Here is a 14,564-nt window from a genome sequence, read left to right on the forward strand (position 1 = left end):
TAGTTTAAGGATTATTTTTTTAATAAAATTTGAGTACTAAAATCACCTGTACCATTGATTACATCCATAGCACTTACACGTTGCATGACTGCTTTTTTTGATTTAGAAATTTTAGCTTTTTGGTTGTTTTGAGAAGTAACTTCGTTCTCAAATCTATAAATTACAGTGTAAGAGGCATCATCAAACACTTTTTTGTTTTCTGTGTTAAGCTTATTATATGCTTTTGTAACGTCTTCGGAATGTGTATACTTTCTTTTAAACACACCACTATTATCATCAAATGCATACGAAGATTTTATAGCTTTATTTTTTTGATTACTAGAAATCTGATTAGAAATCTTATTAATGTTTTGCACCGAATTAAAGTCACATTGTATTGAAAATACAAAATTATCATAATCGGCAGTTTTCTTGATATTAGAGATGCCCTCAGCTTTATTTAGTTCTGAAACAATATCTTCTAACCCTTTTTGAATATCTGCTCTAGAAGGCACTTTATATCCATTTATAGAGTCTAACAACATTATAGATGCTAACTTCGATTTGCTTTTACTTAAGTTAAGCGTATAGGTCATTGTACCTGTACCATCTGATTTAAGATCTATTTCTTCAATAATCTCAAAACAAGACGTTATAGATAAAAAGCTAATTATTAAAATACAGAATTTAAAATAGTTACGCATTTTCAAGGCTATTGTTTAAGTAATCAAATATACTATTGTTTTTGTTTGTAGTAAAAAAAAACTCCGAAAGAGATTTCGGAGTTTTTAGTTTTGTTTTATTCTTCTATTTGTTTTTCTATGACAAAATCTTCCATGAATTTAGTAGTATAATTACCCGCTCTATAATCAGGATGATCCATTAATTGTCTATGAAAAGGAATTGTTGTTTTAATACCTTCAATTACAAATTCATCTAAAGCACGTTTCATTTTATTAATTGCTTCTTCACGTGTTTGCGCAGTTGTAATTAACTTAGCAATCATTGAATCGTAATTTGGAGGTATACTATAACCTGCATAAACATGCGTGTCTAATCTAACACCATGACCACCTGGCGCATGTAATGTTGTTATTTTACCTGGAGAAGGACGGAAGTCGTTAAACGGGTCTTCTGCATTTATACGACACTCTATTGAGTGTAGTTGTGGTAAATAGTTTTTACCAGAAATTGGCACACCTGCGGCAACTAATATTTGCTCACGGATTAAGTCAAAATCAATAACTTGCTCTGTAATTGGGTGCTCTACTTGGATACGCGTATTCATTTCCATAAAATAGAAATTTCTATGCTTATCTACTAAAAACTCAACTGTTCCTGCACCTTCATATTTAATGTATTCTGCTGCTTTTACAGCTGCTTCACCCATTTTTTTTCGTAATGCTGTTGTCATAAAAGGAGAAGGCACTTCTTCTGTTAACTTTTGGTGACGACGTTGTATAGAACAATCTCTTTCTGATAAATGACAGGCTTTTCCTGTACTATCTCCAACAATTTGGATTTCGATGTGACGTGGCTCTTCAATAAGTTTTTCCATGTACATGTCATCATTTCCAAAAGCAGCTTTAGATTCTGCACGAGCAGACTCCCAAGCGTTTTGTAAATCTTCTTCTTTCCAAACCGCACGCATACCTTTACCACCACCACCTGCAGACGCCTTAAGCATTACTGGGTAACCGGTTTCTTTGGCAACTTTAATACAATCTTCAAAAGTTTCTATTACACCTTCACTTCCTGGAACAACAGGTACACCTGCAGCAATCATTGTTGCTTTGGCGTTAGCCTTGTCTCCCATTCTGTTAATCATATCTTCTGAAGCACCAATAAATTTAATTTGGTGTTCTTCACAGATTTTTGAAAACTTAGCATTTTCAGATAAAAATCCGTAACCTGGGTGTATCGCGTCAGCGTTTGTAATTTCTGCTGCAGCAATAATATTAGACATTTTTAAATAGGACTCACTACTAGCTGCTGGTCCAATACAAACTGCTTCGTCAGCAAATTTGACGTGTAAACTTTCAGCATCCGCAGTAGAGTATACTGCAACTGTCTTTATGCCCATTTCTTTACAGGTTCTGATAACACGTAATGCTATCTCTCCTCTATTGGCAATTAATACTTTTTTAAACATCTTTTTTAAATTAGATAATTAGACGATGGGATTATTCGATTTTAAAGCACTTATTATACATACTTTAATCTCTAACAATCTAAAATTAAGATGGGTCTACTAAAAATAATGGCTGATCAAACTCTACAGGAGAAGAATCGTCCACTAATATTTTAACGACTTTACCTGATACTTCAGATTCTATTTCGTTAAACAATTTCATAGCTTCGATAATACAAAGTACATCTCCTTCTGCTATAGTCTGTCCTACCTCTACAAATAATGGTTTATCTGGAGATGGTTTTCTGTAAAATGTTCCAATAATAGGAGACTTTACAGTAATATATTTTGAATTTTCGTCTTCAGCTGGAGCTGCTTCTGTTGGAGCTGCTGCTACCGGTGCTGGCTGCATTGCTTGTTGCATTGGCATATGGGCCTGCATTGGCATTTGCTGAACGTAAGTTGTTTCTGTATCAGAACCGGTTCTAATCGTAATTTTTACGTCGTCAGTTTCCAATTTAACTTCACTTGCACCAGATTTGGCAACAAATTTAATTAAGTTTTGAATGTCTTTTAAATCCATAATTATAAGTTATTAATTTAGTTTTAGTTAGTTTAAGAGTTGTAGGCCCATTTTAAATAAATAGATCCCCACGTAAATCCACCTCCAAAAGCAGCAAATATTAGATTGTCTCCTTTTTTAAGTTTAGATTCAAAATCATAAAGTAGTAATGGTAATGTTGCAGAAGTTGTATTACCATATCTATGAATATTTTTTAAGACTTTATCGTCTTCTAAATTCATTCGTTTAGCTGTAGCGTCTATAATACGCATGTTAGCCTGGTGTGGCACTAACCATGATACATCATCATTAGTTAAGTTGTTACGTTGCATTATTTTTTCGCAAACGTCCGCCATGTTTGAAACCGCAAATTTAAACACTGTACGTCCGTCTTGATGCACAAAGTGTTGTTTATTGTCTATGGTTTCTTGTGAAGACGGTGTAATTGATCCACCTGCTTCAATTTTTAAAAAATCTCTTCCAGAACCATCACTTCTTAAGTACTCGTCTTGCAACCCTAATCCTTCCGTATTAGGTTCTAACAATACGGCACCAGCTCCATCACCAAAAATGATGCATGTAGAACGGTCTGTATAATCAATAATAGAAGACATTTTATCTGCTCCTATTAATAAGACTTTTTTATAACGTCCTGATTCTATATAGCTTGTTGCTGTAGATAGTCCATAAAGAAAACTTGAACACGCTGCTTGCAGATCGTATGCAAACGCATTTGTTGCGCCTATTTCTGTAGCTGTATAAACAGCTGTAGAAGCAACAAGCATGTCAGGTGTTGCTGTTGCAACAATGACTAAGTCAATTTCCTTAGGGTCTATATTTTGTTTTTTAAGCAGATCTTTAGCTGCATTAATGGCTAGGTATGATGTTCCTTCGCCCTCTAATTTAAGAATCCTACGCTCTTTAATTCCTGTTCTTGATGTAATCCATTCATCGTTTGTATCCACAAGTGTTTCTAGAACCTTGTTAGACAAAACATAGTCTGGTACGTAACCACCAACAGCAGTTATTGCAGCAGAGATTTTGCTCATATTTTAGTTATTTTAGTCAAAAAAAGGTCAAAAACGACCTAAATTGACTTAATTATAATAAAATTAGTCTTTTTTAGACTATTTCTATGCAAAGTAAATGCTTTTTAACGTAAAGAAAAACAAATCATAAAAAAAACGCCCACAAGTGAGCGTTTTTCTATATGCATGCATAGTATTATGCTACGTTTTCTTCTACTGAATTGTCAATTAAAACTTGACCTCTGTAGTAAAGTTTTCCTTCACTCCAGTGCGCTCTGTGGTATAAATGAGCTTCACCAGTTGTTGGGCAAGTTGCAATTTGTGGCGCAGTTGCTTTATAATGTGTTCTTCTCTTATCTCTTCTTGTTTTCGAGATTTTTCTTTTAGGATGTGCCATTTTATATTATTATTTATCCGTTAATAGTTTTTTTAATGTATTCCAACGAGGATCGGTCTCCTCTTTGTCTTCTTTTTTATCTTTTAGCCTTGGGCTAAGCTCATCTAATTTGTCAAGTATATCAGAATCTAATGTTCCGTCTTCAACTCCTGGATGTATGCGCTTACTTGGCAATGCTAATACAATAGACTCATAAATATACTGTTGTATATTAACTTCATACTCTCCATGAGTAATGATTAATATATCAATATAATCGTCATTATATTCATCTCCAAATTTAACTACCAAATCAAAACTAGTTTCTATTGGTAAGTCAAAAGGCTCATTTGTAACATCGCAATTGACGTTTACAGTTCCCGAAATTTCAAAATTTAACTCTAGTAAAGTTGATTTTTTTACAAAAGTTAAATTTACTTTAATATCACATGAGTTAAAATCTTCATACTCAAAGTGATTAAAGAACGTTTGATCTATACTATAATCAAAAAGATGTTTTCCTTCTTTTAAACCTACAAATGGTATTGTAAATTCTTTTAATTGCTTCATTACCACATCTATTTTGAGCCTGCAAATATATAAAAAATTCTTTATTATAAAGACTTATAAACATTTTTTTGTTTATATCTTTCTTTTTGAAAATCCTAATGGGTTTTTAGTAAGCTCTTGATACTCGATTCTATTTTTAAAAATCTGTATTCCTGTAAAGATAGCTTCTTTAAAAGAACCAACATCAGCTACACCTTTTCCAGCTATCTCATAGGCTGTACCGTGGTCTGGAGATGTTCTTACTTTGTTTAAACCTGCAGTGTAATTTACACCTTGCCCAAAAGATAATGTTTTAAAAGGTATTAATCCTTGGTCATGATATGATGCAATTATTGCATCAAAATTTTTATAATTGTTCGATCCAAAAAAGCTATCTGCCGCATATGGACCAAAAACTAGCTTACCAGAGTCCTTTATTTTTTGAAGTGTTGGTCTTAAAACGGTATCATCCTCCGTTCCAATAACACCATTATCTCCTGTATGTGGATTAATGCCTAAAACTGCAATTTTAGGTTTGTCGATTTGAAAATCTTGCTTAAGCGAATTGTAAACTGTATTAATTTTTTCTTCTATCAGTTTTGGTGTGATATGCATTGCAATATCCTTTACAGGAACATGATCCGTTAATAAACCAACGCGTAACCCATCAGAAACCATAAACATAAGACTATTGCCTTCTAATTCTTGATTAAGATAATCTGTATGACCAGGAAACTTAAAGGTTTCGGATTGAATATTATGTTTATTAATCGGAGCAGTAACTAAAAGATCTATTTCTTCTTCCTTTAAAGATTTAGTAGCCTGTTCAAGAGACTTAATTGCATACTCTCCAATTTTTAGATCTTCTTGTCCAAAATTAATAGCAACATTTTCTTTCCAGCAATTTAAAACATTAACACGTCCATGCAGGACTTGACTAACATTTTGAATCCCGTTTAAGTTAATATCTAAATTAAAATGGTTTTTAACAAAACTCATTGTTTTGATAGAGGCAAAAATAATAGGCGTACAAAAATCTAACATTCTATTGTCTTCAAAAATCCTTAAAACAATCTCTGCTCCTATACCGTTTAAATCTCCTATAGAAATTCCTAGTTTAATATTTTCTTCTTTCTTCATTAATTCTACTAACTATTGTTTGTAAATTTACCAAAGCAAATTTAACTAAATAATACCATTAAGTTTATGTTTACAGGAATAATTGAAACACTGGGTACGGTCAAACAATTATCAACTATAAAAGATAATTTAGATATTACTATTGAAAGCACTATATCTAGCCAATTAAAAATAGATCAAAGTGTTGCACATAATGGTGTTTGTTTGACTGTTGTCGAAATCAATGATAACCAATATAGAGTTACTGCCATTAAAGAAACTTTAGACAAAACTAATATTGGTGATTTACAAATAAATGATTTTGTTAATATAGAGCGCGCCATGAAGCTTGGTGACCGACTAGATGGTCACATTGTACAAGGTCACGTAGACCAAACAGCTGTTTGTATAGAAGCAAAAGACACTAATGGAAGTTGGTTATATACTTTTGAATACGATCCAAAACTAAATAATATAACCATAGAAAAAGGGTCTATTACTGTAAACGGAGTTAGTCTAACGGTTGTTAATTCTCAAAAAAACAGCTTTAGTGTTGCTATCATACCTTATACATATGAGCATACTAATTTTAAACAATTTAAAATTGGGACAAAAATAAATTTAGAATTTGATGTCATTGGAAAATACGTAAAGCGCCTTAACGAATTAAGCCTTTAATAATTTTTTAGAAGACACTACTTTATACACACCGTATACAAGACCTAACACAACCAATATTACGAGACCTCCATCAATAGGAAGACCTGGTGCAGGTGGCGCTCCGTTTTCTAAAGGTGGTGGTGGTCCAGAATCGGCCATACCAACTACGCTTATTAATAAAAATAAAACGTTTACTATTAATGTTTTTATTGTCTTCATGCTTGATTTGAGAGTGTAAATGTATGAAAAAAACTAAGCTATCAAAACTTTTAAAACGCTTTTTTCTTAAAAAACCTCTTTAAAACGCTTTTTTTATCGATGAAATGCCGATTTCGATATGTTTTCGCCCATTCAACGAAGGCTTTATCAATCTCTATTTATTGTAATACAAAAACAGTTCCAAACTATCAAAAACGCTAAAATCAAGTGCAAATCACAAGTTAGCAGCTTAAATAAACTGTTTTTAACCATGTAAATCTAGGTATTTGTCTTTTACAATCTGACCTACCGGTCTATTACTAATTTTACTCTCAAGCCAAGAGATTACGTCTAAATACAAAAATGCACGACGCTCAAATGGATGATCTTCAAAAGGTTTTAAGACTTCTAAAAGTTTCTTAAACTCCCTTTTAATATCCTGAGGGTAAATATCCTGAAGCCCTCTAATAAACTTTATCATTTCTTTTTGCACCTCGTGCAAATCATTCATCTTTATTAAAAACTTATAAGTACTACGCAATAAGGTTTCTAAATGATAATCTAAACCAGCCTCATAATGCGCAACTAAATTTAAAACTCTAGAAAAGCATAATAAGTCCTCTCGCATAGATAAAGACTTGTTTGATATAATTTTATCCAAATATCTAATACACTCCTTATTATTACCCGCTCCAAAATGCAAACTGGCAAACTTATAATAAAAGACCATTTTATGGTGTGCATCAATCTTATTAGAATATACCATCAAATCAGCTTCTACCTCTGGAATTAAACCAAGACCATTTTCAAAGCTTCCATCTATAAAATACTGATTTATTTTATGAAAATTACCATATAAAAACACCAAAGAAGCCACATTCTCATCCTTAGGAAAATCAGGACGCTCTACAATAGCATAAAAATCAGATAGCTTACCAACAAATTTAGGCTTGTTTTTAATAAAATATAAAGCCTCTAACAAATAGTTATTTCCCTTTAGGAAGAATACTGGATTTAAACTAATCATGCTTGGGTTTTCATAGAACAAGTCCACCCATTTTAAGGCATACTTATAACAGTTTAAAAAATCCTGCATTAAAAAACTATACCATAAATGCGTTTTATAAAACCAAAGCTTTTCTCTAAATCCTAACTTAGCTACATCAACCTCAGGAAGCCTGTCTTCAAAATATGTAGTTACTGCTTTACTTTCTGCTTCGTTTTTAACATAACCTGTCTTTAATATTATGCTATATAACTGTAAAGACAAATTAGACAACTTACTAGTTATTACATTTAATTCACTTAACTCCTTAGCCTGCACAGTTAACTGATCTGCACGACTACCTATACTTCTGGTAATATATTGTGATTCAATTATTTTCTCAAGTTCAACAATTTCAAATGCTAAGTTTTTTTCTTCATTTAAAATAGCCAATTCTTTTGCCTTATCTAAGATCTTTAAGCTTTGCTTATACAACCCTTTATGATACAATATTGAAGCAAAATCTAATTGCTCTCTAATTTGAGAGCGTATATTTTGATGGGATGGGTTTAATTTTAAACTAATCAAAACCTGCTTATACAAATGCGCCTTAACGTTTGCTAATTGCTGTTTTTTAACCACACCACTTTTAATAATAGCAGCTTCATCATACACTTTAGACTTATCAAGAAGATTAAATAGGTTTAAAAATTTAGAATCAGAATTAACCCCAAGCCTTCCAACATACAGCTTAAACTGTCGCTTTTCGGACTTAGTTAAAGACTTAACTAATAAAAACAAATTATCTTTTTGGGCTTTAGTCATCAACTAATTATTAATTTAAAATACTGATTATCAACTAATTAATATTGTTTTCAAAGACTGAACATCGTAACATCACAAATAACAGACATCTATAACAGTTAACCAAAGTATACATTAGTAATTCAAAAGAAAAATAATTCTCTCTTAAAATGTCAAAAAACTCAATTCAAATATTTGATACTACTCTACGTGATGGCGAACAAGTGCCAGGATGTAAGCTAAACACAGAGCAAAAGGTAATTATTGCTAAGCAATTGGACCAACTAGGTGTTAATGTAATCGAAGCAGGTTTTCCCGTCTCTAGTCCAGGTGACTTCAAATCGGTAGAAGAAATATCAAAAATCGTAAAAAATGCTACCGTTTGCGGCTTAACTAGAGCTGTAGAAAACGACATAAAAGTAGCTGCCGAAGCATTAAAACATGCTAAACACCCAAGAATCCACACAGGAATTGGCACATCAGACTCCCACATACTTCATAAATTTAAATCTAACAAAGCGGATATTATACAACGTGCTTACGATGCTGTAAAATATGCTAAATCCTTTGTTGAAGATGTCGAGTTTTACGCTGAAGATGCCGGACGTACAGACAACGAGTATTTAGCAAGAGTATGCGAAGCTGCAATAAAAGCCGGAGCAACAGTACTAAATATCCCAGATACTACAGGATACTGTTTACCTAGTGAGTATGGCGCAAAAATTAAATATTTAAAAGAGAACGTTAAAGGAATTGAAAAAGCCATTTTATCGTGTCATTGCCATAACGATTTAGGTCTAGCAACTGCCAACTCTATTGAAGGCGTTATTAACGGAGCAAGACAAATAGAATGTACCATAAACGGAATTGGAGAGCGTGCTGGTAACACTGCGCTTGAAGAAGTAGTCATGGTTTTAAAACAGCACCCTTACCTAAACCTAGACACTAGTATAAAAACCGAAATGCTTTACGGACTTAGTCAATTAGTATCAGAAAACATGGGTATTTACACGCAACCTAATAAAGCCATTGTTGGCGCTAATGCTTTTGCACATAGCTCAGGTATACATCAAGATGGTGTGATTAAAAACCGTGAAACATACGAGATAATCAATCCTAAAGATGTTGGTGTTACAGAATCTGCAATTGTTTTAACCGCCAGAAGTGGTCGTGCCGCTTTAGCATACAGAGCAAAAAATGTGGGTTACGAACTAACTAAGCTTCAATTAGATGATGTTTATGCCAACTTTTTAAATTTTGCCGATAGAAAAAAAGAAATAAATGATGGTGATATCCACCAGATTATTGAAACTAGCAAAATGTATCAACAAATAATTTCGGCTTAATTATGGGACTAACATTATTTGACAAAGTTTGGGATGCTCACGTTGTAGAGACCGTTAAAGACGGACCACAAGTATTATATATTGACAAACACCTAATACATGAGGTGACCAGTCCACAAGCTTTTAATGAGCTAGAAGAACGCAACATTCCTGTTTTTAGACCAAAACAAATTGTTGCCACTGCAGATCATAATACGCCAACACAAAACCAACACTTGCCAGTTAAAGATTTATTGTCTAGAAATCAATTAGAACAACTATCTGAAAACTGCAAAAAAAACAATATTACACTTTACCAACTAGGACACCAATACAATGGGATTGTCCATGTTATGGCTCCAGAATTAGGAATTACCCAACCAGGAATGACAATGGTTTGCGGAGATAGTCACACCTCAACACATGGTGCTTTTGGAACCATCGCTTTTGGTATTGGAACCAGTCAAGTGGCACAGGTTTTTGCTAGTCAATGCTTACTTTTAACTAAGCCAAAAAGCTTAAGAGTGACTGTTAACGGTAAACTTAAAAATGGCGTATTACCAAAAGATGTTATTTTATACATCATTGCCAAATTAGGCACAAACTCAGGCACAGGTTACTTCTGCGAATATGCGGGAGATGTTTTTGAAAACATGTCCATGGAAGGCAGAATGACCGTTTGTAATATGAGTATTGAAATGGGCGCTCGAGGCGGAATGATTGCCCCAGACCAAACCACTTTTGACTATGTAAAGAATAAAGAATTTGCGCCAAAAGGAGATGCTTTTGACAAAAAAGTAGCCTATTGGAAAACACTACCAACGGATGCAAATGCTGTTTTTGATAAAGAATATGCTTTTGACGCGGAAGATATAGAACCTATGGTAACTTATGGTACCAACCCAGGAATGGGAATTAAAGTGACTGAAAACATACCAACTATAGACGATGCTTCTTTTGAAAAATCTTTACAATACATGGATTTCAAAAAAGGAGAATCTTTAATCAATAAACCTATTAACTATGTCTTTATTGGAAGCTGTACCAACTCTAGAATTGAAGATTTTAGAGTAGCTGCAAACTACATAAAAGGAAAACAAAAAGCTGATAATGTTACCGCTTGGTTAGTTCCTGGTAGTAAACAAGTAGAAGCTCAAATTATAAAAGAAGGTCTTAAAGATGTATTTGACGCAGCCGGCTTCGAGCTAAGACAACCGGGTTGTTCCGCTTGCTTAGCTATGAACGACGATAAGATTCCGCAAGGCGAATATTGTGTTTCAACATCAAACCGAAACTTTGAAGGAAGACAAGGACAAGGCTCTAGAACTATTTTAGCCAGCCCTTTAGTTGCAGCTGCAACCGCTATTGAAGGCAAAATTGTGGACATAACAAAACAACTAAATTAAGATGGAAAAGTTTACAACATTACAATCTCAAGCTATTCCGTTAGCAATAGAAAACATAGATACAGATCAGATAATTCCTGCTCGATTTTTAAAAGCAACAGACCGAAAAGGCTTTGGAGACAACCTTTTTAAAGATTGGAGATTTAATAAAGATGATTCAGTAAATGAGTCTTTCTCTTTAAACAACCCTAAATACTCAGGAAGCATTTTAGTTGCGGGAGATAATTTTGGTTGCGGCTCTAGTCGCGAACACGCAGCTTGGGCTTTAAGTGATTACGGCTTTAAAGTTATTGTTTCAAGTTTTTTTGCGGATATTTTTAAAGGAAACGCCTTAAATAACGGGCTATTACCTGTTCAAGTTTCAGCAGAATTTTTAAAAGTACTATTAGACGTTACCACAGAAAATCCAGAGACTATTTTAGAAGTTAATCTTGAAGAGCAAATTATTTCCGTAAAAGACACTTCTTTTAAGGAAGCTTTTGACATTGATGCTTACAAAAAAACCTGTATGATTAATGGTTATGATGATATTGACTATTTATTAAGTAAAAAAGAAACTATTTCGGCTTTTGAAGCCAAAAAAACATACTAATAATTATACTATGAAATTAAACATAGCAGTTTTACCTGGTGACGGTATAGGTCCAGAAGTGACTAATCAAGCAATCAAAGTTTTAAAAGCTATTGCTTTAGAATTTGATCACACCTTTTTATTTAAAGAAGCTCCTGTTGGCGCAGAGGCAATTGACAAACACAACAACCCATTACCTGACAACACCTTAGATTTGTGCAAATCTAGTGATGCCATTTTGTTTGGAGCTATTGGAGCCCCTAAATACGATAATGATCCAACAGCAAAAGTTAGACCAGAACAAGGCTTACTAAAACTTAGAAAAGAACTTGGTTTGTACGCAAACATAAGACCTGTAAAAGCGTATGATATGCTTTTAGATAAATCACCTCTAAAACAACACATTATAGAGGGAACAGATATTAGTATTTACAGAGAATTGACAGGCGGAATTTACTTTGGTAAAAAATATTTAAGTGAAGACGGAAATACAGCGTCTGATTTATGCGAATATTCTAAATACGAAATAGAACGTATCGCACATTTAGCATTTAAAAACGCGCAAAGCAGAAAGAAAAAGATAACACTAGTAGATAAAGCTAATGTTTTGGAAACATCTAGATTATGGCGCAAAGTCGTTACCGATTTAGCAAAGGACTACCCAGATGTAACCTTAGATTTTTTATTTGTTGATAATGCTGCCATGCAAATGATTTTAAATCCAAAACAGTTTGATGTTATTTTAACCGAAAACTTATTTGGAGACGTTATAAGTGACGAAGCTAGTGTAATTGGCGGTTCTATTGGATTACTAGCATCTGCCTCCATTGGTGACAAATATGCAATGTTTGAACCTATACATGGATCATACCCGCAAGCAACAGGAAAAGGGATTGCAAACCCAATTGCATCTATATTAAGCGCAGCAATGCTTTTAGAGCATTTTGACCTTCACGAAGAAGCCAATCTAATTAAAGAAGGTGTTGAAAAATCTTTAAAACTAGAAATTACAACGCCAGATTTAAACGCATCCTACACTAATGTCTCTACCTCTAAGGTTGGAGATTTTATTGCCGATTTTATAAGTAACCCAAATGACACGAATATTAATTTCAATAATATTCACTTAGGACAATCTACGATTATTTAACACTGTTTTTGTTAGTCTAAAACATGCTCAGCAATTAAATTGCTGAGCTTTTTTTTGCTTTATACTATTTAAAATTAGACATAAAAAAAAACCTGAAAACAAAATGTTTTCAGGTTTTTCCAACAAATTAACTAAAGCTTAATGTTCATTTAATCTAAAGTCTGGATACGCATCCATACCATGCTCATGAGCATCAAGTCCTTCCAATTCCTCTTTTTCAGAAACTCTAATTCCAACTGTTTTCTTTAATGTATAAATAATTAAAAACGACGATACTATACACAAAACAGCATAAGAAACCACACCTATAAGCTGACTTACAAACTGTGCACCACTAGCTAATTCCCCAAAAAGACCAACAGCTAAAGTCCCCCAGATACCGCATACTAAATGTACCGCGATAGCTCCAACAGGATCATCTAACTTTAACCTATCAATTAAAGACACTGCAAACACAATAATTGCACCTGCCACTGCTCCAATAATTATAGCATCAGTAGGACTCATCTGATCTGCTCCCGCAGTAATCCCAACTAATCCTCCAAGAATTCCGTTTAAAAACATCGTTAAATCCAAGTTTTTAAACTTAAGTAAAGACACAAAAGCTGCAACAACACCTCCACTGGCAGCTGCCAAACAAGTTGTTACTAAGGTTAATGATGTTAAAGACGGGTCTGCAGATAATACAGAACCACCATTAAATCCAAACCAACCTAACCAAAGTATTAACACACCAGCTGTAGCTAAAGGAATGTTATGTCCTGGAATAGCTTGTATTTTTCCATTCTTAAATTTACCAATTCTAGACCCTAACAAACACACCGCAACTAATGCAGCCCATCCACCAACAGAATGCACTAATGTAGATCCTGCAAAGTCATAAAAAGGAGTTTCTAGTGTTTGTAAAAATCCACCACCCCATTTCCATGAACCAGCAATTGGATATATTAATCCAACATATATTATTGTAAAAATCATAAAAGGTCCAATCTTCATACGTTCTGCTACTGCTCCAGACACAATAGTTGCTGCTGTTGCTGCAAACATCCCTTGAAATAAGAAATCTGTCCAATATGTATAACCTTCATTATATGCCAAATCTAAAGCACCTTCTGCTGTTACTGGCGCATCTAATCCAAAACCAGCAAATCCTATAAACCCATTAAATTCACCAGGATACATTAAATTAAATCCTACTAAACAGTAAAGCAATAGACCTACCGTAATAATAAATATGTTTTTAAATAAAATGTTTAATGTGTTTTTTTGTCGTGTTAACCCAATCTCTAAAAATGCAAATCCTAAATGCATAAAGAAAACTAAGGCTGTACAGATCATCATCCATACATTGTTTATTGTAAGTAATTCCATTGTTTTTTATTTTAAAGTGTTTCCGCCTTTTGCTCCTGTTCTTATTCTATAGACCTCATCAATTTGTGAGACAAATATTTTACCATCACCAACCTCTCCAGTAGAACCTGATTCTAAAATGGCTTTTATGGTTACTTCTTCAAAATCATCATTAACAACTATTGATAAATAGCGTCTTTGTATATCACTTGTACTATAAGAAACCCCTCTATAAACATGCCCCTCTTTTTCGTTACCTAAACCTGTAACATCCCAATAAGAGAAAAAATTTACGCCAACTTCATGCAATGCATTTTTAACTGCAGAAAATTTAGATTTTCTGATTATTGCTTCTACTTTTTTCATAATTA

At 33.5% G+C, this 14,564-nt stretch carries 16 protein-coding genes; 5 read left to right on the forward strand and 11 right to left on the reverse strand.

The features are described 5' to 3' along the window. Nucleotides 1-11: 11 nt before the first annotated feature. The 7 genes from CXF54_RS01825 to pdxA form a co-directional block, all read right to left on the reverse strand. Nucleotides 12-683: a hypothetical protein gene (locus CXF54_RS01825; RefSeq protein ID WP_101202208.1), complete on the reverse strand. Its 672-nt coding sequence runs from the start codon at nucleotides 681-683 to the stop codon at nucleotides 12-14. Nucleotides 684-778: 95 nt separating this feature from the next. Next, nucleotides 779-2,131, reverse strand: a complete 1,353-nt coding sequence (gene accC / locus CXF54_RS01830; protein ID WP_090836975.1) for an acetyl-CoA carboxylase biotin carboxylase subunit — start codon at nucleotides 2,129-2,131, stop codon at nucleotides 779-781. A gap of 85 nt (nucleotides 2,132-2,216) precedes the next feature. Beyond that, complete coding sequence (accB, locus tag CXF54_RS01835; protein ID WP_101202209.1) at nucleotides 2,217-2,693, reverse strand: acetyl-CoA carboxylase biotin carboxyl carrier protein; 477 nt, start codon at nucleotides 2,691-2,693, stop codon at nucleotides 2,217-2,219. A gap of 32 nt (nucleotides 2,694-2,725) precedes the next feature. After that, entirely contained in the window at nucleotides 2,726-3,721 is a 996-nt protein-coding gene (locus CXF54_RS01840; RefSeq protein ID WP_101202210.1) for a beta-ketoacyl-ACP synthase III, read from the reverse strand. A gap of 175 nt (nucleotides 3,722-3,896) precedes the next feature. Further along, complete coding sequence (gene rpmF / locus CXF54_RS01845) at nucleotides 3,897-4,097, reverse strand: 50S ribosomal protein L32 (RefSeq protein ID WP_027879374.1); 201 nt, start codon at nucleotides 4,095-4,097, stop codon at nucleotides 3,897-3,899. Between the two features lie 9 nt (nucleotides 4,098-4,106). Beyond that, a complete protein-coding gene (locus CXF54_RS01850; RefSeq protein ID WP_090836981.1) occupies nucleotides 4,107-4,646 on the reverse strand; it encodes a YceD family protein in 540 nt (179 codons plus the stop codon). Between the two features lie 72 nt (nucleotides 4,647-4,718). Then, entirely contained in the window at nucleotides 4,719-5,765 is a 1,047-nt protein-coding gene (gene pdxA / locus CXF54_RS01855) for a 4-hydroxythreonine-4-phosphate dehydrogenase PdxA (RefSeq protein WP_101202211.1), read from the reverse strand. Between the two features lie 66 nt (nucleotides 5,766-5,831). Here pdxA and CXF54_RS01860 point away from each other — a divergent pair, with 66 nt between their 5' ends. Next, complete coding sequence (locus CXF54_RS01860; protein WP_101202212.1) at nucleotides 5,832-6,422, forward strand: riboflavin synthase; 591 nt, start codon at nucleotides 5,832-5,834, stop codon at nucleotides 6,420-6,422. On the opposite strand, the gene CXF54_RS01865 is transcribed toward CXF54_RS01860, so the two are convergent. Both CXF54_RS01865 and CXF54_RS01870 read right to left on the reverse strand, forming a co-directional pair. Beyond that, nucleotides 6,411-6,623: a PID-CTERM protein-sorting domain-containing protein gene (locus CXF54_RS01865; protein WP_101202213.1), complete on the reverse strand. Its 213-nt coding sequence runs from the start codon at nucleotides 6,621-6,623 to the stop codon at nucleotides 6,411-6,413. The two genes, CXF54_RS01860 and CXF54_RS01865, sit on opposite strands and share 12 nt — an antisense overlap. Before the next feature lie 244 nt (nucleotides 6,624-6,867). Next, nucleotides 6,868-8,412, reverse strand: a complete 1,545-nt coding sequence (locus CXF54_RS01870) for a hypothetical protein (protein ID WP_101202214.1) — start codon at nucleotides 8,410-8,412, stop codon at nucleotides 6,868-6,870. 149 nt (nucleotides 8,413-8,561) lie between these two features. On the opposite strand from CXF54_RS01870, the gene CXF54_RS01875 reads away from it, so the two are divergent. From CXF54_RS01875 to leuB, 4 genes are read left to right on the forward strand one after another with little or no spacing between them, the layout of a single operon-like run. Next, nucleotides 8,562-9,737, forward strand: coding sequence for a 2-isopropylmalate synthase (locus CXF54_RS01875; RefSeq protein ID WP_101202215.1), 1,176 nt, complete (start codon nucleotides 8,562-8,564; stop codon nucleotides 9,735-9,737). 2 nt (nucleotides 9,738-9,739) lie between these two features. Next, nucleotides 9,740-11,122, forward strand: a complete 1,383-nt coding sequence (leuC, locus tag CXF54_RS01880; protein ID WP_101202216.1) for a 3-isopropylmalate dehydratase large subunit — start codon at nucleotides 9,740-9,742, stop codon at nucleotides 11,120-11,122. A gap of 1 nt (nucleotide 11,123) precedes the next feature. Next, complete coding sequence (gene leuD, locus CXF54_RS01885; protein ID WP_101202217.1) at nucleotides 11,124-11,714, forward strand: 3-isopropylmalate dehydratase small subunit; 591 nt, start codon at nucleotides 11,124-11,126, stop codon at nucleotides 11,712-11,714. A 10-nt stretch (nucleotides 11,715-11,724) separates the two neighbouring features. Beyond that, nucleotides 11,725-12,843, forward strand: a complete 1,119-nt coding sequence (gene leuB, locus CXF54_RS01890; protein WP_101202218.1) for a 3-isopropylmalate dehydrogenase — start codon at nucleotides 11,725-11,727, stop codon at nucleotides 12,841-12,843. Between the two features lie 138 nt (nucleotides 12,844-12,981). On the opposite strand, the gene CXF54_RS01895 is transcribed toward leuB, so the two are convergent. Next, on the reverse strand, nucleotides 12,982-14,214 hold the full coding sequence (locus CXF54_RS01895; protein ID WP_090836997.1) for an ammonium transporter: 1,233 nt from the start codon (nucleotides 14,212-14,214) through the stop codon (nucleotides 12,982-12,984). 6 nt (nucleotides 14,215-14,220) lie between these two features. Then, nucleotides 14,221-14,559, reverse strand: a complete 339-nt coding sequence (locus CXF54_RS01900; protein WP_090836999.1) for a P-II family nitrogen regulator — start codon at nucleotides 14,557-14,559, stop codon at nucleotides 14,221-14,223. Between the last annotated feature and the right edge of the window lie 5 nt (nucleotides 14,560-14,564).

The sequence above is a fragment of the Olleya sp. 1-3 genome (assembly GCF_002836085.1).
Taxonomy (GTDB): domain Bacteria; phylum Bacteroidota; class Bacteroidia; order Flavobacteriales; family Flavobacteriaceae; genus Olleya; species Olleya namhaensis.